The organism is Spirosoma fluviale (genome assembly GCF_900230225.1).
In the GTDB taxonomy this organism is placed as follows: domain Bacteria; phylum Bacteroidota; class Bacteroidia; order Cytophagales; family Spirosomataceae; genus Spirosoma; species Spirosoma fluviale.
This window is the reverse complement of record NZ_OCNH01000003.1, coordinates 339,557-358,854: the sequence shown is the minus strand read 5'-3', so window position 1 is coordinate 358,854 and position 19,298 is coordinate 339,557. Positions and strand designations below refer to the sequence as shown.

The window sequence follows — 19,298 nt, the reverse complement described above, 5'->3', positions numbered from 1 at the left end:
TAAAGTACGGCCTTAGTTGGATTCTGTCATTACCGGCAAATAAAGGATTGTCTGCATACCGGTCGCCGTGCCGTTGGTCGTCATTAGTGCGCTGGTTTCGACACGGATAGGGCGGTTAGTCTGGACATTAAAGAGTGCGAGCCGTTCCTGTACCGACTCCCAGTGGGGCGTCAGATCCGTCGTCGTTTGCCGACCGTTGACAACCGGCATCGCTGACCGCTGCACCCCGTTGTCGGTCAGGGTAACCCGCACGCCCGATGGGTCATCGCCAAACTGAATCTGCAGCATTCCTCCCCCGTTGGGGCGGTTCATAATGCCGTGGTAAAGCGCGTTTTCGACGAAGGGGTGGACAAATAATGTGGGTATATACACCGCAGACAAGGCAGAATCCGGTGCGGTATCGGTCGTTATGGAAAAGTCAAATTTGTTGGCAAAGCGCATTTTTTCCAGCGTCAGATACTGGTCAAGCAATTGCACCTCCTGCCGGACAGATACGCTGGGTTGGGAAGCTGTGGTAAGCAGTTGCCGCATAAACCGCGAGAAAGCCGCCACATACGCCAGCGAATTGCGCTTTTCGTTCAGCATAATAAAATACTGGATGGCGTTGAGCGAATTGAAGATAAAATGCGGATTGAGCTGGGCCTGGAGCATTTTTAACTTTAACTGGCGGCTTACCCGTTCAATTTCGTCGCGCTGCTGCCGGATCAACGTGTTCTGTTGGGCTAATTGCTGATTGATTTTTTGCTTGTTCACCGTCCGAACGTAAAGCGACACCGCCACCGTTACGAGCAGGAACAGCCCCAGCACCGCTAAACTGCGCTGTGTTTTCTGGGTCTGCACTTCCAAAGCGGTGCTGATAAGCCGTTGCGTCACCAGTTCTTTCTGAAGTGACAGAAGCTCCATTGCGTAACGTGAGGGTCGCTCTGGCGCGTCGAAAACAACTCCGGCCAGGGTCGTCCCTAAGTAACGCTTTACGATTTCATTGGTGATATCTGCCGCTCCGAGGGCACGGGCGTAGGCATCCATCGGCTCATTCCAGTCGCTTTTGAGCGGATAAATAGCGGCAAAGCCAATGCGTTCACTAAGCAAAACCGATTGCCGTTTCAAAGTCAGTCCCTGTTGGCGGGCATAGAGGTAGAGTGACAGCGGTACGTAGCCAAACCCATGCCTGTCAAGGCGGATACGGTCCAGCACCGCATAGTCGTCGGTCACGGTTCGGACGGGCAGGTTGGGGTGAAATGTGCGCCTGAGGGAATCCACATCCTGCGCCATGGTCGTATTGCTCATCGTGTAGGCGGTCATCGTGGGCAAATCGTGAATGAACTCACCGGGCGATGCGTAGGTGGGTGCGTCGGGGTGGGTAACAAGTACGTTCAGATCGGGCATGTAAGCGGGGGTGAACTGCACCTGGCGTAGCCGTTCGGGGGTGATCGAGAAATACGCCAGCCCGAATACACCGGGGTTAGGCGACGTTTGCACATACCGGTAAGTTTTGTTGAAACTGCCGCCATTTACCCATTCGAGCCGCAGGTCATACCCGTACTGCTTACGCACAAAGCGCCCGAACGATTCGAGCAGTTCGACCTCGATACCCACCAGCCGACCCGTCGAATCCCGATAAGCATACGGCGCCACCTCATCCCAGACAATGGTAATCACCCCTCCTCGTTGCTGCTGAACCTGCGCCCAGCTATCACCCCGCAAAATGGGCGTACCCTGTCCGCATGTCGTCTGCCACCACAGGATTAAAATAAGGCTTCCACAAATCAATTTCCAGTAATAACTCATCGGCAGGCACAAGCATATTTAGGCTTAACAAGATAAGTTACTGACGCAACAGAAGGGAATATAACTTTATGAAATGGCGTTCCGGCTTAACAAATGGAGCGGTTGACTTGACAAATCGGGGAAAGGCAAGCTTTCGTTGCTTTTCCCCGATTGCCAGGCGAAGCCGGTTGTTTGGCAGGCGCAGAGTACCAATTTGTCCGCCAATGCTGGGCCCTAAATAGCGTATGCCTTTAGGTTTGCGCCATGATATTATTTTAAGGTTGCCTTCTTGTATGCTATGAATGGTACCGCGGTGGCGTACCACTTGACAGTTATTAAAGAAACCGCCCAATTTAACCCCAACTACATAGCAGACGCATACAAGCCTATTCGTCTCACTCAGGAGCGTTTTATAATACATTGATTTCTACTCTCTTTTTAACTGAATCTATTTCCTCTACTTAAGCGCATTGAATGGCTGAGCAGGCCACCAAAAGCAATTGGCCACCTTTCTGTACCTAACAACGGCTATCCATCGCATACCTTGCCAGGATGGATTATTTTTACGCGTTTACCTACTTGTTGGGCTGGCCTACAGCTTGTAAGCCTTTAATCAAGTAGATAAAGTACCTGGCTCAAGAGAATGTATTGACCTATATTGACCATTGCTAAACAACTGACCAATGGTATGGACAAGACATGTTCATTTGTAGAAATGGCCCTAGATTGATTATAAAACCCAAAACGGATATGCAACGGAACCGCTTTCTGAAAGCCAGTCTAGCCACCGCTACCTTTTTGGTATCCCCTTTCCTGTGGGCGGCCGATACCCTGAAAAAATATCGAATCGACAAGGGCTTCAAAGTCGATGCGGGCAAGGACCGATTTAATCAGGCCATTTCCCTCTTCGATGGCGACACCTTTATGACCAAGGTGTCGACCAAAGACACCAACGGGGATTTGTACATCTATAAATCCCGGCGGGTCAAAGAAGGCGGGCCCGCTCTGCACGTTCATTTCAACCAGGATGAGCTGTGGTATGTGCTGGAAGGGGAGTTCTTAATTAAAGTTGGTGAGGTCATCCATCCGGTTAAAGCGGGTGACACCGTCTTCGGTCCGCGCAACGTCCCACATTGTTTTGCCAAAGTAGGGCCAGGAGAGGGTCGGCTGCTGATGACGTTTCAACGCGTGCTTTCAGCAGATCAGTGAAGGGGTCATGAAAACGATGAGCGAAGCGCAACAGGATGAGTTTCGGCAAGCGCACGGCTTTAAGCGGGTGAGACCACCCATCCATCAGTTAAAACAGTGAGGATGGAAATTCAGCGGCTGACTACCCGGCTAGGAGCTCCTTGACTGGATGTTCATTAGTTTATGCTTACTAGTGACTTGAGTTACTAGCCGAGTTGCACAAACGGATGATTGGTTCAGGCATTAACAACCCCTAAAAGCTAGCGCTTCCCCTGGAAAAGCGGATTCGACTATCCCGCCAGCGATAGCCTTTCGATACGTCTAAAAGGCCAGTCTTTTTCGAGATAATGAGTTCCGTAAAAAGTAGAGAGTCCAGCAAACAAACGATAGAACAACACTCATGAAATTACCCATACTGACCTGGCTTCTAGTGGCCACGATGAGTGCTTGCCTGGGACAATCGGCTACTGAACAAGCAAAAAAAATGGAAGCCGCCATTAAAGATGCGCCTAGGCCGGGAGCCGTAGCCACGACCACGAGCGGCTGGACGATGAGTGCCAACATAAACGGCAAACCATGGCGGGCTTCCTCGATGATGCCACCCGCCATGGCTGGCGTAATGATCGGTTATGTGGGTGAAGCAAGTTATCTGATGATGTATTGCTTCAAAAAACGGTCCGCCCAAGTGGGCAAACGGGCCCGCTTGGGGGATGGTTACGCGGTCGATTACTGGATCAAAGATGGCCCCGTTTACTAGCATTACTCGGGCACCATGGAAATCACGGCTCTCAAGGGCAACTGAGCCGAAGGTACATTTGCATTTAAAGCGGCAGGCTTGGCAGTAACCGATGGGTTTTATCGGGTGGAACTGAAGTAGGGGATTAGCTACTTAGGCTATTTTGGGCCGAAAGGGACGGGGTGTGACACCACTCCGACGCTGGGCGGATTGTTAACGGTCGGCCCGGCAGTGTCATTTGCTTTAAGTCATGTAACAGATATCCTAAGAAAAGAGCTTTTTTATAAGACTGTTGGGGGTACCAAAAAAGAGGTGGCTGATGCAAACTCAAAAGGAGTAGTGCTTGTTGCCGCTTACTAATATGATTCCGACTTACTGGTTTAGTAATCAGCAATAATGCCTAAATTGATAGATAGTCAATAGCAATTGTTGCTCCGCTTGTCCAGCCAGCTATGAAACATCGTCCATCAGGCGCTTTCCTGCCAGGGTTGTTACTCGTTTTGGCCATACTAAGCTGGCTTACTTTATCAACGGGTGTCGCCCGGGCTCAGCCGACGAGTTTACTACTGACGGCGGACAGCTTACAAAAAACATTATCCGGCTATTTTCTGTATCCAATGCCCTGGCGATTCCAGGCTGGCGACAACCCGACTTGGGCTAATCCGGCGCTGGATGATCATAGCTGGATATCATTCAAAACCGGTAACAGTGTAGGGAACACTCCGCCCGGCTGGAAAGGAGTAGGTTGGTTCAGACTGCATTTCACGTTGGATGAGTCACTGGTAGGCCAGATGATGGCGTTAAGGATTGCCCACATGGGTGCTTCGGACATTTACCTGGATGGGCAGCGCATCGGTGGTTTTGGCAAAGTCGGTCATTCGCTGGCTACTGAAACAACCTACTTGCCCGATAATGAGCCAATTGCTTTTCGTATTGATCATTCCGGGCCGCACGTATTAGCCGTCCGGCTGTCCTGCTTTCATCAATACCTAACCCGAAAAGTCAGGCTTGGACAAGGATTTTTAGCTTGGATCGGAACGCATGAAAAAATGAACGAGAACTTATTGTACCGTTCCCGAGCCAACGCCCTCAACCTGATTCCGGCTGCTGGCCCAGGTTTGTTTGCCTTGTTACACCTGTTTCTGTTCCTGTTTTACCCGGCTCGCAAGTCTAACTTGTATTATAGCCTTTGTATGCTCTGTTTCTCGGTATGCTCCATCTGCGTTTTCTTTGACAATATTGTCATCAGTCCGGATACGCAGCACGCCCTGTTCTGGCTGTATTATCCTGCTAACGTAGCCATTCCGTTACTGATGGTCGTGTTTATCTACTCCATTTATTACCCCAGACAACCCAGACGGGTGTGGCTATTTTGTGCCGCAGCGTTCCAATTCATGCTCATCGGCGCATTGTTTCCGGGCTTTGGTGTTAATGCCCTCTTCTGGTTCTTTCTGATCATTTGTACACTGGAAGTATTCCGGGTTGTTGGTCTGGCGATGCACCGCCGGCAGCCAGGTATCTGGCTTATTGGCGCGGGTATGCTGATCACTATTATTGTGGCGATCCTAGCAGTCGGTAATGTGTTTCCCGCACTTTGGCATAATAATCCATACGGGTCAAGCCTGACAATTGCATTTGGGTTTTTGTCATTACCCCTATGCACCTCGCTGTATCTGGCTCAAGACTTTGCCCGGACAAATAGTAACCTGAAAACACAACTCGAGCAGGTCAGGGCGCTGTCCGAAAAGACACTGGCGCAGGAAGCCGAAAAGCTCAAGCTGGTAGCTGAACAGAATGAGGTCTTGGAGCAAACCGTGCAGGAGCGAACCGAGCAGATTCAGCAGCAGGCCGATAAACTCCGGGAGATCGACGCTATCAAATCACATTTTTTCACCAACCTGACTCATGAGTTCCGTACCCCACTGACGCTCATGCTTGGCCCGGCCGAACAGGTGCTGGCTGAAACTAAGGAATCCAAAACCAAGCAGCAGGTTGGGCTCCTGCACCGAAACGCCCAGCGGTTGTTGCAACTCATCAACCAACTGCTCGACCTAAGTAAGTTGGAAGCGGGTAAAACCCAGTTGGCTCTTACCCCGGCCGACCTGATTAGTTTGGTGAAGGGCACCCTGCTCTCCTTTGAGTCGCTGGCCGGACAGAAACAAATTTCGCTGCATGTGGCAACTGATCTTGACCAGCTCATGATGGACCTTGACCGCGATAAGCTCGAAAAAATTCTTTACAACCTGTTTTCCAACGCCATCAAGTTTACGCCATCCGGGGGCGGTGTGTTTGTCCGGCTAACCCGTGAACTCGTCGGAGACGAACCTTGGGTTGAGTTGGCGGTTCGTGATACCGGTGTCGGCATTCCTGTCGCCAACCTTCCGTATGTGTTTGATCAGTTCTATCAGGTCGATGCCTCCAACACGCGGGAGCAGGCGGGTTTTGGCATTGGTCTGGCCTTAACCAGGGAATTGGTTGAACTGCACGACGGTCGTATTCATATCGATAGCCAGCAAAATGTGGGCACTACCGTCACCGTGCGCCTACCCATTCGTCAGAAACATTCCGTTCAGAACGGGCCAGAAAATGAGTTACCTACTTCATCACCGGGAGTAGTTGATCCGGTACTGGACCTGCTTCCTCAACCGTCCGAAGCGGCTGACGGACCAGAACTCCTCTTGATCGAAGACAATGATGAGGTACGTCAATTCATCCGCTCATCGGTAGGACATCCGTACCGGATCATTGAAGCTCGCAACGGAGAGGAAGGCGTTCGGCTCGCTCAGGAGCACGTACCTGATCTGGTCATCACTGACCTGATGATGCCAAAATTGGATGGGCATCAGGTTTGTGCGGCCCTGAAGCAGGACGAACGCACCAGCCATATTCCCATCGTGATGTTAACGGCCAAAGCCGACCTCGACAGCCGGATTGAGGGGCTGCAAACGGGGGCGGATAGTTACCTGGTCAAGCCGTTTCACCAGCGGGAGCTGCTGGCTCAGATCGCGAACTTACTGACCAGTCGTCAGCAGCTCCGGGAGCGATTCAGCCGGGACAATCTATGGCATATCGGAGATGCGTTACCGTCCATAGAGCAAGCCTTTTTAAACCGGGTGAAGACGGCCATCGACGCCCGGCTGGATGACGAAGGCTTTAGCGTCGATCAGTTGAGCGACGACCTGGGCGTTAGTCGAGCCCAGCTCCACCGCAAACTCAAAGCGCTCCTCAATCAATCGCCCGGTGATCTGATCCGTGCGGTTCGCCTACAACGCGCCCTGGACTTACTGACCCGCAACGTAGCTACCGTATCGGAAGTGGCCTACCTGGTTGGTTTTAGCAGCCCAGCCAGCTTTTCCACCAGTTTTACCCGCCACTTTGGCTGCGCCCCCAGCGACGTAAAAAAGAAAGCGGACATATCCTTATTCTAAGACCTGACTCACTCGTTTTATCCCTTAAACACGCTAAAAATCAGCTATTGCAACGTTTTCGAATGAATTTGCAACGCACGCGAAAGCCGCTCAGGGGTGGCTTGTTTTCCTTTGTGGTGTTGTTTCGCCGGCCTCGATCCGACCGCCGATAACCCTTTCTAAAACACATCATGGAAATTAAGCCACATTCGCCTTACGGAGTCTTCCTGACCTACCTGCTGCTGACGTTTTACTGCTTCGGCGCGGGCATGATGAACGAGTTTGTCGAGTACCTGAGCTATGCCGATCTGGGTCGTTCCTTCCCCCCGGCCGACTTCGCCCGCTGGCATCAAGCCACCAGTCAGAACGTTCTGCCATTTCTGGTGCTGCCCATTCTGTTAGGTAACATCGCCCTAATCGCTTTATTCTTCAACCGGCCAGCGAGCGTACCAAGATGGACGCTTTGGGTAGCGCTGGCCTGCGTTGTGGCCGCCTGGACGTCGACTATTTTGTTTCAGGCGCCGATCGAGCAGCAATTTGATGAGGGTCACTACAGCCCGGCCCTGATGGCGCGTTTGTGGCAAACCGACTGGATTCGTAAAATGGCCTTCTTAGTGGAGATTGGAGTCGTCATTTATATGGCGGTATGTTTCTTTAAGCAGGCAACTGTACGACTAACAACACCAGACTCGGTTCTTCTTTCACAGGCCAGGTAGGCCAAATGGTACCAACTCATTCCAGGCTTTGCACCAAAACTGGCTTGTTGTAAACAACCCGCTCAGAAGTAGTTATTAAACGAGTCCCAACTATGGAACATACCGACCTATCGCCGGTGGTCGCAACCCCCATCATCAGCCCTGATTCGGTACCGCTGGTAATCCATACAGAGCGTATTCGGACGATTGATGTTATTCGGGGATTTGCCCTGTGTGGCATTTTGCTCATGAACATTGTAGGCTTTGGTCTGCCGGTAGAGACTGTCTTTCCAAGGCTATTTACCCAGCCCGTGGACGATATCAACTTCAAAACCTTTGAATTCCTCGCTTCAGTTTGTGAAGGCACCATGCGCGCTCTGTTCTCGATGCTGTTTGGGGCCGGTGTGCTCTTGTTTACGGCCAAAAAAGAAGATACGTTCAGCGGGTATACCATCGCTGATTTCTACTATCGTCGGTTACTCTGGCTGATCCTGTTCGGCCTCATTAACGCCTATGTCCTGTTGTGGCACGGCGATATTCTCTTCGCGTACGGTGTATGTGGACTATTTCTATTTCCCTTCCGTAAGCTGAAGCTGGGCTACTGGCTAGCCGCGGCCGGGCTTTGTATGATCATTTCAATGGGCAAGGGGGCTATGACCGGCCTGGAGATGAAAGAAAAACGGGTGGGCTACTTACAGGCTGTTGCCGCGGAGAAGCAGCATAAGAAGCCCACCGCCGAGCAGCAAACTGCCAGAATCGGGTGGCTGGAAACTGAGCAGAAAACGCGTTTCGATCCCCAAAAACAGGCCGAGATCATCAAAAAGATGCAGTCTGGCTATGGCACGGTGTTCGCTACCGTGATGCCCGTTGCCAGCCGACTACAATCAGTCGAATTTTATGATATCTACTTTTGGGACGTACTGGTGATGATGTTTCTGGGAATGGCCTTGTTCAACTGGGGCTTTTTCTCCAATCAGATACCCACCCGCACTTACGTGCTGACGCTGCTCCTGGGCTACGGTATCGGCCTGCCCTTAGGCTATCTGGCTTTTTGGGATGGGGTAGCCTGGTTTCACAATCCAGGTGCCGCGATAGATGCCGACGGTTTTCCGTTCCAGGCGCTGTATCACATTCGGCGCGCCAGCACAGCGTTGGGACACGCCAGTTTGTTGCTGTTGCTGTATCGCTCCCGGCTGGTGCCTTCGCTGATGGGGGGACTGGCCAATGTCGGGCAGCTGGCCTTCACCAACTACCTGATGCAGTCGGTGCTGTGCACCCTGTTTTTCTATGGATATGGTCTGGGTTATTACGGAACAATGACGACGCACCAGCTTCTTTACGTGGTCGCCGGTGTATGGGTGATTCAGTTCATTTTTTCGGCGGTCTGGCTTCGTTATTTCCGCCTGGGGCCGCTCGAGTGGCTGTGGCGGTCGCTGACGTACTGGAGACGGCAGCCCATCCTGCGTGTCCCGGCATAAAGGAACTGGCAGGATAATACCTTGTTTTTTAATCATAAACTACCGGATTAAGAGAGGCTATTCAATACGCTTATCATACACATACCGGTTGGCTGTCAGTGTGATGTGGATGTTTTTTCATGTAAGCGAACAGGCAGTAAAGCACTCAAAAGTCCTGATTAAACCCGTGTGTTATGCAAATCCATCAGCACCTTCCATGCCATGCCTTAACGCCTTATGTAAGGTGCCTTTGGGAAATCAGGCATGACTTACCCCTCGATGAAACCATCGCCGTGCCCTTTACCTGTACAGGTCGGTCGCACTTTGTTTTCAGTCTGGAAAGTCCGTTTCAAGTCTATGCATCAGGAAATAAGCCACTGGAAGTCTGCGAAAGTACTGTATTTGGACTTTTTGGCGTACCAATGACGAAGTACTTTAGGGGACCAACGCTGGGCATAGTAATCGATTTTACTCCTACGGGTCTTCAAACTTTATGGCAATTACCCGTGCATGAGCTCATTGAAAAGAGCTTGGATCTCACGGCGGTGGTTAACCAAGACGTCCTGGAGTTGACCGACCAGATGCGCGAAGCCCGCTCCACAGCCCGGCGGTTTGCTTTGCTGGAAGGATTTCTGCTTCGACGGTTGGGTAAGGCGAACTGGGCAAACCAACTCCGCACCGACGGTCGCATTGAAGCGGCTGTAGGCTATATGCAGCGTTACCCTGCTCAGGTAAACCTGCAGGAACTGGCCTACCGGCTTAACAGCTCCGAACGAACCTTTCGTCGGCAGTTCACTCAGGTGGTGGGGGTTTCGCCAAAATATTACGTACGGATGCAGCGGTTTATACACACCCGTCGCTACCTCGACCAACAACCCAAGTTAAACTGGCAGGATGTCTTATCGCTCACGGGCTACTATGATCAGCCCCACCTGATTAATGAGTTTAACTACTTCTCCGGTTCGTCGCCCCGGCTCTACGAAAGTCAGGCTGCGGGGCTGCATGATGCCCTCTACGAATAGAAACTGAGCAAGTGGTCAGAATTGGCCGTTTTTTACAATTCTTCTACAGGCTTTAAAACGAAATTTGCGCATAGGTGAAGCATCTAATGAACATATATATAATTCTTCTACGCAAGGGTAGTTTACCTTGATCTAAACGGTTGCCTGAAACCAGCACAATACGTTAACCAGCTATCCAACAATGAAAAAAGTATTTATCCTCCCCCTAGTAGGCATTGCCCTAACAGCTGTATCCTTTATTACTCCACCAAACCCGTTGGTAGGGCGCTGGCAACAGCTCTATAAAGGAGCCACCGCTCTGTTTGTGTTTCGAGCCGATAGTACGTTCGATGTATTTATTAATAACAAAGCATTCACCCACGGAACGTATTTCGTCCGGCAAGATACCCTAGGAATGGCCGACGTCAGTTGCAACAAGGCTTACTACGGCACCTATAAACTGGGTTTCTATGCCCCCGATTCAGTCCGTTTCGTTACCATTCGGGACACCTGTAAGGGCCGTAACGGGGACCTGCACAACTTTACCGTGGGTCGGCGGTCCGCCGATGCGGTTAACAAAGCCAAGCCATAAAGGAAATAAGTAGATAAATGAATGAGACAAACAGCCACATCGATCATGAAAGAAGGATTCACCCTCCCTGTAGGCTTCATTGGGCTACTAGTTCTGTCGTCTTTTGCCATTGATCCTCCAAACCCAATGGTCGGGCGCTGGCAACAGCAGATAGAGAGGGTAACGCTACGATTTAACTTCCGGCCTGACGGTACCTACGACGGGTTCGTTAATGGAAAGTCGTATTTGACGGGACGCTATTACGTGCATCAGGATACGATGGGCGTCACTGACGGCAAGTGTAACCCGGCTTACTTTGGTATCTATCGATTGAAATTTTCAGTCCCGGATTCGGTTCGTTTCATAACGATTCTGGATACCTGTCGGGACCGCCGGGAGACGGTACCCACCCTGGCGCTTGGCCGGGTCACCCCCGTTAAGCCATGAAAACTTACGTATGTTTTATGCTCGCTCTGGTCAGCTTTGTTCTGGTAGGGGCTACGCTGGTGACCGACGAACCATTGGATAAAATGACGTTAGGAAAGCGCTTGTTTTTCGACCCCATTCTCTCGCGCAACCGCACCATCAGTTGCGCGACCTGCCACCGGGAAGACTACGCCTTTGCCGATACATCGGCGCTGAGTTTGGGTGTCTTTGGCCGCAAAGGCAAACGCAATACCCCGTCGGCGATGAACGTGCGCCTGCAAGCCAACTTCTTCTGGGATGGACGGGCCACTACCCTGGAAGAGCAGGCACTGATTCCCATCGCCAACCCCGATGAAATGGATTTGCCCATTGATTTAGCCATCAAGCGCCTGAATGGGAGTAAGACCTACCGGGCTTACTTCATGAAGGTATTTGGGGAACTACCTACCAAAGCCAATCTGGCACGGGCCCTGTCCGAGTTTGAGCAGACGTTGGAAACGGCCGACTCACCCCTGGATGACTGGCGACTGAACGATAATGAAGCCGCCGTGAGCGAATCCGCTAAGCGGGGCTTTGCCCTCTTCAATGGTAAAGCCAATTGCGTACAGTGTCATTTCGGAGCGGATTTTAATAGCTCCGAATTTAGAAACATCGGTCTCTTCAATGGCAAAACCCTGGCCGACAGCGGCCGGGCCGCCATCACCAAAAAAGCGGCTGATCTGGGTAAATTCAAGATTGGCCCCCTGCGCAATGTGTCCCTGACGGCACCTTACATGCACAACGGCATGTTCAAAACGCTGGCCGAGGTCATTGATCATTACAATGAGCCCGATAAACGAGTGCCGGACGCTATCAACCGCGACCCGCTACTGGCTAAACCATTAGGACTCACCCAACAGGAGAAACTGGATCTGGAAGAATTCCTGCGATCGCTGACTGACAAACGATTTCTGGTGAAGGCTGCCGTTGCAAAGAAATCGTAGCTACCAACCGTAAGCAGACCCACTTGCTAACGCTAAAGCCAGTTGCTACAGCAGACCTGCCCGGCGTTACGTGGTGGATTACCTGATTATGGAAAATGCCTGGACAATTGATGTGATCGAGTGCAGACTAGCAATCGGCTACGGCTTGTGGGCTGTTCGGGAGACTGGTCAACGGCCCATCATTGGCTTTTGCGGCTACTGGTGGTTGGAGCCGTTGAAACACCCGCTACCGCTCATCTATGGGTTGCTGTCCGATGGCTCATTCGTGTTTATCGAATACTAAAGTGACAAGTATGCATCCATTTATTGCTATCGCAAAAACTGGCAAAAACCACTGGTGGCGCTACGTGATCGGTCTGTTCGGTATCTTCCTGCATCTGCCGGTACTGTTTTACCTATTCCTCAACTACCTAAGACAATTAGATTTACCAGCTGAGGTCGTCAATTATTATGCGAACTTCCTCTACCGGGCATCGGCGCTGCCTGTGTTGTTGTTGGTGATCAGGTATCTGCACCAACGCCCTCCATTAACCGTGCTCACGGCGGCCACTCGATTTCGCTGGGATCGGATGCTCTTTGCGTTTGGCGTTGTGCTGGGTCTGAGTGCAATAGTTGAAGCGATAAGTTATCTAACCGATCCGGCCAACTACTACCTCAGCCTAACTTGGCGTCAGTTTATACCAGCCCTTCTATTTGGCGTGGTTTTCATTACGGGGCAGGTGCTGGCCGAGGAAGCCCTGAATCGTGGCTACATACTTCAGGCCTTTGGAGTAGCCACTAAAAACGTACCTATTACAGCCCTAATCACTATTCTATCGTTTGCAGGCCCCCATTGGAGCAATATTGATGGCGATAAAACAGTATCGATGACGTATTTCTGCAGCTTCGGTTTGCTGCTGGTCGTTACTACGCTTCTCGATAATGGCGTTGAGGTCAGCACCGGTATCCACACCGCCAACAACGTGTTCAGTATGTTGATCGTCAATGCTCCGTCTGACAGCTTTCCGGCTCCATCTGTTTTCAGCACCCGCCAGTTGACGTTCGATTGGCTGTCGGTGCTGACGATCTGGGCTTCATACCTTATCCTTTTGGCGATTTTGACTAGAAAGTACCGCTGGCGATGGCGTCAAGTGCTGTCCCAACCTCAGTCTACCGTATCGATCCGGAACTAAACCTGGTAGTCAGTAAATCAACTAATAAATATGTACAAATCGCCAGCTATTAGCTTGTTGATCTACCTCGTCTCGACTCTAAGTCAGGCAAAGACCCGCTCAACCTACACCATGCCGGCTGAATGGGAGCCACAGGATGCGGTGTGGATGGGCCTGCGCACCGAAGAAACCCAAACGAAATTAGACACCGCAACCATCGAGATGATTCGGGCACTGACTCCGGTTGTCCGGGTGAATCTGGTTCTGGAAAAAGACACCCTGTTTCGGGAGGGGAAAGGCTGGTTTACTCAGCTTGGTATCGATACCAGCCGAATCGCGATCATCAAACAAGATCAAACGGACTACTGGTACCTCGATCCGGGACCGGTGTTCGTTCGTAATGCCGAGGGTCAGTTGGCCGTCGTCGATTTTCGCTATAGCAACTACGGGGCTCATCCGGACTCGCTAACCGAACGCGCCCGCCAGCACGACGGCATTGATAAGGACTTCGCCCGGCGATTGAGACTGCCCATTATCACGTCCAGCGTTTTCATGGAAGGTGGTGCCATCGAGGTGAATGGGAAAGGGACACTGGTACAGGTGGAGTCCGTTACGTTGCAGCGTAACCCGCACCTGTCGAAGGATGCTATCGAGCAGGATTTAAAGCGGGTACTATCCTGTACATCGTTCCCTCGTCCAGTTATCTGAATTATGTTATCACCAACGGGGTGATTCTACTACCGGCCTATTGGCAACCGGGTTAATCGGAAGCAGGCAAAAAGCGAGATGCCGAGGTCCTAGCCTTGTTTAAAAAACACATTCCGGGCCGAAAGCTGGTACAGATTAACCTCATCAAGCTTAACCACGATTCTGGCGGCATGCACTGCGTCACCCGGCAGCAACCGGCTGGTAAGGCACCCGTTCAGCCAACCACAATTTCCTCAAAATAACGTTTACTCTCTCTTATGAAAAACAAGTCTCAACTCCTCGGTAGCCGCACTCGGCTTTGTTCCCAGTGTACAGCCCTTTCCCTCGTATTAGTCATCCTGTTCGGTATGGTAGGTTGTCAGGCCTTACTGGATCATCGGGACCCATCCCAGATAACTGCGTTCGCCAGTGGGTTGGTGGCCCCGCTGGGTGTCGAAACGGATGCAAAAGGTCAGGTTTGGGTTACCCAGGCCGGGAGTGGCACAGCCAATGATGGTCAATTGGCAATGATTACCCCACAAGGTAAAGTCTGGCCGGTGGTGACGGGCTTTACTTCCCAAGTCAGTCCGGAAGGGGCCGTTTTTGGGTTGAATCACCTGCTGCTGCAGGGCACGACGCTCTATATGGTGCACGGCGTCGAGGGTCGACTGTATACATTTGACGTTATGTCCTTTCAGCCGGGTAATCCGCCCGTATCGGCTCAATCGCTGGCCTATGAAGCCGTGGGCGACTGGGTCAAAGCGTATTCGTTTGTGGATGATACCAATGAAACGGATCTGTTCAATCTGACGATCGGACCCGGGGGTGATCTGTTTATTGTCGATGCCGCGGCCAATGCCATCATTCGTCGGAACGCAACGACTCATGCGCTGAGCGTCTTTGCCACTATTCCGCCCATTATTACCGCAGGTACCGATACGCTGGAAGCGGTACCCACGGGCATTGTCTTTGATGGTCAGCGCTTTCTGGTCAGCAATTTTACCGGCTATCCGTATCCGGGTGGGCGGGCCACCATCTATCAGTATGACCTGCAGGGAAACGAATCCACGTATCAAACGGGCCTGAGCACTCTAACCGATATTGAGCTGGACGAAAATGGGCTACCGGTTGTCCTGGAATATGGCACCTGGATAGGGCAGGGCTTTCTGGACAATTCAGGAACGATCATGCGGTCAACGACTCAGGGCAATACCCGCCTGCTCGGTGGTTTGAATTACCCCAACTCCATTAAACGAAGCGGTTCAAATACCTACTACATCGCTCAGACCTTCGAGGGAACCATTCAGCGAGTAACTCTTTAGTTGACTCCTCCAAGTGGCCTGATCACTAACCAACTGAACATTTGAGTGAAGGGTAGTCAATCGAACCCAAAGAAAATAGTCAAGAATCCGTTTTGTCTTGAATCACGAGAGGCTGAATCAAGACAAAACGGGTTCAGAACGGGTTAGGCATTCTTTAAGCAAAATGTTCTATAGTTGTTACCTTGAGCAGCGAAAGGGTTTTGTCCTTCGCCGAGTAGGATAAATTTTGATCTTGTCCATCAGTGCGCAAGACAAAAGTCCTTTTAGATTGATTCTAGAACTCGAAAATCGATGAAAGCAGAATTTGTATATACGTTTCAACGGCGAACGGTCTATTACCGGCTTAAGCGGCAAATCGTGACCGAATACCAAGTCGAGTTGAGGCAAGCTAAGGGACTCAAGAAAATATGGCTCCGTTGGCAACGACGAGTTGTTTTTAGACATTCGCTATAATTAGTTGCTGTTTTCGACAAAAAAACCGATCTCTTATCAATAAGCATCCTATCTTGTAAGTAAACACGAACGATTCTTACACGTCTCGCTTGGGAGCGTTTTTGCGAGACACTCACTTTTTAATTTCTATCAAACTTAGTTAGTCGCATACGCAGCTTTAATGCTGAAAGTTGATTGTCGTTGCTTTTCATATTTCCGAGAAGATTTAATTATTCACTACGTAACGACTTTACCGGATTCACCAGCGCGGCTTTCACGCTTTGTGCGCTGACGGTTACCAACGCGATAACGATAGCCAGCAGGCCCGCCAGGGCGAAGATCCACCACGACAGGTCCGTCTTGTAGGCAAATTCCTGCAACCATTGGTTCATGGCGTACCAGGCAATCGGCGTAGCCATCACAATGGCGATCAGGACCAGTTTCAGGAAATCTTTGGAAAGCAACGTAACGATGCTGACCACCGAAGCACCGAGGACTTTGCGCACCCCAATCTCTTTGGTCCGTTGCTCAGCGGCAAAAGCGGCCAGTCCAAATAGGCCCAGACAGGCAATCAAGACCGCCAGAATCGTAAACGTCAGTAACACCTCGCCCTGCTTTTGTTCAGCCTGGTATTGCTTCGAAAAGTTTTCGTCCAGGAAATGAAAATCAAGCGCATTAGCCGGATCGAAGCTGCGGTAGGTTGACTGAATGTAAGCCAGCGCTTCCGTTACCTTGCCAGGCCGAATCCGGACGTAGAGGTTATCTTTGTCGGAAGCCGTGGGCATCTGTAACACCAGCGGCTCTATTTTGTGCTGAAGCGAATACGTATGAAAGTCCTTTACCACCCCAATGATGCGAGCTTCGGCGGTGTGACTTTCCTGATCGATAACGTATTTGACACGCTTGCCGACAGGATTTGGGCCAAGCTGTTTGGCCAGCGTTTCATTGACCAATACCGCATTCGATAAATCGCTTTTGAGCGACTCGGAAAAGTTGCGTCCGCTCAGGAGCTTGATTTCTAATGTCTTGATGTAGTCCGGGTCGACAAGAAATTTCTGAACCATCTGCGCATTGGCCGCAAACGCACCGTTTTGCTCGAAGAACATACCCGTACCGCCAATGTTATTGTTGCCAATCGGATTGCTGGCTGCTGAAGCACGTTCGATTAACGGACTGCGTAACAGCGCTTCTTTAAGCGCATCGATACGTTGGCGACTATCTTCGGAACTGATATGGAACGTGGCTACCTGTTCTTTGTTGAAGCCTAAATCCGAGTGCATGACAAACTGCATCTGCCGATACACGATACCCGAACAGGCAATCAGTGCTACCGTTGCGACGAACTGAAACACCACCAGCGATTGCTTGAACATAAGGCTACCCGACTGATTGCCAATCTGCCCACGTAGTGCCGCCACAGGCCGGAACCCTGACATCCGTAACGCTGGATAGAGTCCGCTCAACAGGCCAAGTGCCAGCGAGAAGAGTATGACAATCAGCAACGTATTCGTCAAACTCCCAAGCGACAGTGACTTATCAGCCATCTGGTTGAAGTACGGTAAAGCCATAAGCGCCAATCCGGCGCTCACTAAACCCGCCAGGAAGGTCATCAGCATCGATTCGGTCAGGAATTGCCCGATGAGTTGCTGCCGATACGAGCCTATGGCTTTTCGAAGGCCGACCTCGCGCGTCCGTTTCAGGGAGCGGGCCGTGAATAAATTTACGTAGTTGATGCCTGCAATCAGCAGAATCAGAGCCGCTACAGCCCCAAAAATGGAAACGGTACGGGCGTTGCCGTTTGGACTGTTTTCGTAATCCAGGTGAGAGTGAAGATGGATAGACGTCAGAGGCTGAAGCTCCAGTCGGTAATCGACATTCGCCCCCATTTCTTTTTTCAGGTATTTCTGGAAGAAATCAGGTAGTTTGGCTTCCAGGGTTTTGTAATGGCTTCCTTTCGTCAGGAGCAGGTACGTATAGAGTTCGGCGTTTTGCCAGCCACTCGTGTAATTATCGGGAAGGGACCGTAACGCCCTGAATTGCAAATGCGAGTTAGCCGGTACGTCCTCGACAACCCCAGTTACAGTATTGGGAAAATGATTGCTGAATTCAACAACTTTTCCAACGGCTTTGCCCGCATCACCAAACAGGCTCTCGGCGACACTTTTACTCAGAACAATGCTTTGCGGTTTGCTTAGTGACGTACCCGGATCGCCGTAAAGAAACGGAAACGTAAATACGTCGAACACCGTCGGGTCGGTGAATAAGATGTTGGGTACGTCCATTTTCTTGTCATTGAACGTAATGAGACCACCACCTTCGGGATGGAACCGAACGGTTTTTTCAACATCCGGGTAATCGCTTTTCAGCGCAGCAGCAAACGGAGCCGACGTAGCTGCAAGATTGAGATTGCCATCCGGCCACTGCGCGTGTTGAACGACCCGAACAATGCGATCCGCGTTGGTATGAAACCGGTCGTAGCTCAGCTCATCCACTACGTAAAGCACCATCAGCCACACAGCCGCCATGCCAATCCCCAGACCGACTACATTAAGACCGCTGAACAGCTTATTGTTCCAGAACGCCCGGATCGTGATTTTTATGTGATTACGTAGCATGTCAGTGATAGGTTGAAGTTAGCTAGTTAGAAGACGGAGCAAGTAAATAAAGAGCTTGCCCATTTGTTAGCGGCCAAATACCGTACCAAATTGGTAATCTATTGATTGTTAGCGGTGTATATTTTTGAATTTAACGATGATGTCCGCAAACGGACGTATCGGGCGACTATTTGTGGACAACTTGAAAAAATGAATTGGCAGCAGAGTTTACACGCTGTACTAGCCTAATCAATGGATTAGCTTGATGCGGAATATGTTCACGGCAAGACAATTAATTGATTTTTTTGTCTTCCCGGCGGCCCGGTCCTGTCGTCGGGAGGACAGAAACAACCTTTTGTTTACAGTATGTTATGTTTCTAATACTCGACGAATGATTTGATAGTGTGATGCCGTTTAGGATTTCTTTTTTCGATCTTTTAGGAGAGAAGAGTTGTGGGGTTTAAATAATAGCGAAAGCCTTACGGTATAGTTTCTTTAAACGCCCCATTTAAGCAGCAGATACATGAACGCCCCTTCGTCTCAAGTAAGAGCATTTTTGCGAGACCATTGTATAGGCAACATATTTATAGACTATGCCCACCTGCTTAGGGGCAAAAATCCACTGCAGTCAGTAAAAGCAACTTTTACGTTTCGTTAACATTCTTTTACTATCCCTCTAACACATCTGGGCACAAGGACTGGTAGGTTTGCGGCCCACCGCAGAGGTTGAAATTCATTGGTATCAAAAAGCGTAATGACTAAACTCGTATATGTGCAGAACCTTTCTAAGGTGCCGCAGAGGGGAATTATGCTATCGTAGAAGATAAAAAAGGAAACATCTGGACTACCGGTAGCGTAGATCGTAGTGGGACAGTCTGGAT

15 protein-coding genes and 1 pseudogene are annotated in these 19,298 nt (G+C 50.7%); 14 read left to right on the top strand and 2 right to left on the bottom strand.

Features of this window, described 5'->3' with window-relative positions:
• Positions 1 to 12: 12 nt before the first annotated feature.
• Positions 13 to 1,788 carry a histidine kinase gene (locus CRO74_RS17775; protein ID WP_097127531.1) on the bottom strand — a complete coding sequence of 592 codons (1,776 nt, stop codon included), beginning with the start codon at positions 1,786 to 1,788 and terminating at the stop codon, positions 13 to 15.
• Between the two features lie 729 nt (positions 1,789 to 2,517).
• On the opposite strand from CRO74_RS17775, the gene CRO74_RS17765 reads away from it, so the two are divergent.
• The 14 genes and pseudogenes from CRO74_RS17765 to CRO74_RS17700 all read left to right on the top strand — a co-directional run bounded on the left by CRO74_RS17765 (position 2,518) and on the right by CRO74_RS17700 (position 15,391).
• Complete coding sequence (locus tag CRO74_RS17765) at positions 2,518 to 2,976, top strand: cupin domain-containing protein (protein WP_218840226.1); 459 nt, start codon at positions 2,518 to 2,520, stop codon at positions 2,974 to 2,976.
• Positions 2,977 to 3,355: 379 nt separating this feature from the next.
• The gene (locus CRO74_RS17760; RefSeq protein WP_097127528.1) at positions 3,356 to 3,712 is read left to right on the top strand and encodes a hypothetical protein; all 357 of its coding nucleotides are present in this window, start codon (positions 3,356 to 3,358) and stop codon (positions 3,710 to 3,712) included.
• A 431-nt stretch (positions 3,713 to 4,143) separates the two neighbouring features.
• On the top strand, positions 4,144 to 7,119 hold the full coding sequence (locus CRO74_RS17755) for a hybrid sensor histidine kinase/response regulator transcription factor (protein WP_097127527.1): 2,976 nt from the start codon (positions 4,144 to 4,146) through the stop codon (positions 7,117 to 7,119).
• A 170-nt stretch (positions 7,120 to 7,289) separates the two neighbouring features.
• Entirely contained in the window at positions 7,290 to 7,814 is a 525-nt protein-coding gene (locus tag CRO74_RS17750; RefSeq protein ID WP_097127525.1) for a hypothetical protein, read from the top strand.
• A gap of 92 nt (positions 7,815 to 7,906) precedes the next feature.
• Positions 7,907 to 9,271, top strand: coding sequence for a DUF418 domain-containing protein (locus CRO74_RS17745; RefSeq protein ID WP_097127523.1), 1,365 nt, complete (start codon positions 7,907 to 7,909; stop codon positions 9,269 to 9,271).
• A gap of 173 nt (positions 9,272 to 9,444) precedes the next feature.
• On the top strand, positions 9,445 to 10,272 hold the full coding sequence (locus tag CRO74_RS17740) for an AraC family transcriptional regulator (RefSeq protein WP_097127521.1): 828 nt from the start codon (positions 9,445 to 9,447) through the stop codon (positions 10,270 to 10,272).
• A 181-nt stretch (positions 10,273 to 10,453) separates the two neighbouring features.
• Entirely contained in the window at positions 10,454 to 10,843 is a 390-nt protein-coding gene (locus tag CRO74_RS17735; RefSeq protein ID WP_097127520.1) for a hypothetical protein, read from the top strand.
• Positions 10,844 to 10,864: 21 nt separating this feature from the next.
• Positions 10,865 to 11,269: a hypothetical protein gene (locus tag CRO74_RS17730; RefSeq protein WP_144035943.1), complete on the top strand. Its 405-nt coding sequence runs from the start codon at positions 10,865 to 10,867 to the stop codon at positions 11,267 to 11,269.
• Positions 11,266 to 12,231 carry a cytochrome-c peroxidase gene (locus CRO74_RS17725; RefSeq protein WP_218840225.1) on the top strand — a complete coding sequence of 322 codons (966 nt, stop codon included), beginning with the start codon at positions 11,266 to 11,268 and terminating at the stop codon, positions 12,229 to 12,231. The genes CRO74_RS17730 and CRO74_RS17725 overlap by 4 nt, the downstream gene beginning before the upstream one ends.
• A 73-nt stretch (positions 12,232 to 12,304) precedes the next feature.
• The gene (locus CRO74_RS17720; RefSeq protein WP_144035942.1) at positions 12,305 to 12,514 is read left to right on the top strand and encodes a hypothetical protein; all 210 of its coding nucleotides are present in this window, start codon (positions 12,305 to 12,307) and stop codon (positions 12,512 to 12,514) included.
• Between the two features lie 10 nt (positions 12,515 to 12,524).
• Positions 12,525 to 13,403, top strand: a complete 879-nt coding sequence (locus CRO74_RS17715) for a CPBP family glutamic-type intramembrane protease (protein WP_097127512.1) — start codon at positions 12,525 to 12,527, stop codon at positions 13,401 to 13,403.
• Positions 13,404 to 13,433: 30 nt separating this feature from the next.
• A complete protein-coding gene (locus CRO74_RS17710) occupies positions 13,434 to 14,090 on the top strand; it encodes an agmatine deiminase family protein (RefSeq protein WP_097127511.1) in 657 nt (218 codons plus the stop codon).
• An 80-nt stretch (positions 14,091 to 14,170) separates the two neighbouring features.
• Positions 14,171 to 14,332: pseudogene (locus CRO74_RS17705) on the top strand (agmatine deiminase family protein); the annotation flags it as partial.
• Positions 14,333 to 14,347: 15 nt separating this feature from the next.
• Positions 14,348 to 15,391 carry a ScyD/ScyE family protein gene (locus tag CRO74_RS17700; RefSeq protein ID WP_097127508.1) on the top strand — a complete coding sequence of 348 codons (1,044 nt, stop codon included), beginning with the start codon at positions 14,348 to 14,350 and terminating at the stop codon, positions 15,389 to 15,391.
• Positions 15,392 to 16,053: 662 nt separating this feature from the next.
• On the opposite strand, the gene CRO74_RS17695 is transcribed toward CRO74_RS17700, so the two are convergent.
• Entirely contained in the window at positions 16,054 to 18,438 is a 2,385-nt protein-coding gene (locus tag CRO74_RS17695; protein ID WP_097127506.1) for an ABC transporter permease, read from the bottom strand.
• Between the last annotated feature and the right edge of the window lie 860 nt (positions 18,439 to 19,298).

What these genes read in the sequence shown, in the direction of transcription:
- CRO74_RS17775 (WP_097127531.1), bottom strand. Translation starts at nt 1,788, where the DNA reads ATGAGTTATTACTGGAAATTGATTTGTGGAAGCCTTATTTTAATCCTG.
- CRO74_RS17765 (WP_218840226.1), top strand. Translation starts at nt 2,518, where the DNA reads ATGCAACGGAACCGCTTTCTGAAAGCCAGTCTAGCCACCGCTACCTTT.
- CRO74_RS17760 (WP_097127528.1), top strand. Translation starts at nt 3,356, where the DNA reads ATGAAATTACCCATACTGACCTGGCTTCTAGTGGCCACGATGAGTGCT.
- CRO74_RS17755 (WP_097127527.1), top strand. Translation starts at nt 4,144, where the DNA reads ATGAAACATCGTCCATCAGGCGCTTTCCTGCCAGGGTTGTTACTCGTT.
- CRO74_RS17750 (WP_097127525.1), top strand. Translation starts at nt 7,290, where the DNA reads ATGGAAATTAAGCCACATTCGCCTTACGGAGTCTTCCTGACCTACCTG.
- CRO74_RS17745 (WP_097127523.1), top strand. Translation starts at nt 7,907, where the DNA reads ATGGAACATACCGACCTATCGCCGGTGGTCGCAACCCCCATCATCAGC.
- CRO74_RS17740 (WP_097127521.1), top strand. Translation starts at nt 9,445, where the DNA reads ATGCAAATCCATCAGCACCTTCCATGCCATGCCTTAACGCCTTATGTA.
- CRO74_RS17735 (WP_097127520.1), top strand. Translation starts at nt 10,454, where the DNA reads ATGAAAAAAGTATTTATCCTCCCCCTAGTAGGCATTGCCCTAACAGCT.
- CRO74_RS17730 (WP_144035943.1), top strand. Translation starts at nt 10,865, where the DNA reads ATGAGACAAACAGCCACATCGATCATGAAAGAAGGATTCACCCTCCCT.
- CRO74_RS17725 (WP_218840225.1), top strand. Translation starts at nt 11,266, where the DNA reads ATGAAAACTTACGTATGTTTTATGCTCGCTCTGGTCAGCTTTGTTCTG.
- CRO74_RS17715 (WP_097127512.1), top strand. Translation starts at nt 12,525, where the DNA reads ATGCATCCATTTATTGCTATCGCAAAAACTGGCAAAAACCACTGGTGG.
- CRO74_RS17710 (WP_097127511.1), top strand. Translation starts at nt 13,434, where the DNA reads ATGTACAAATCGCCAGCTATTAGCTTGTTGATCTACCTCGTCTCGACT.
- CRO74_RS17700 (WP_097127508.1), top strand. Translation starts at nt 14,348, where the DNA reads ATGAAAAACAAGTCTCAACTCCTCGGTAGCCGCACTCGGCTTTGTTCC.
- CRO74_RS17695 (WP_097127506.1), bottom strand. Translation starts at nt 18,438, where the DNA reads ATGCTACGTAATCACATAAAAATCACGATCCGGGCGTTCTGGAACAAT.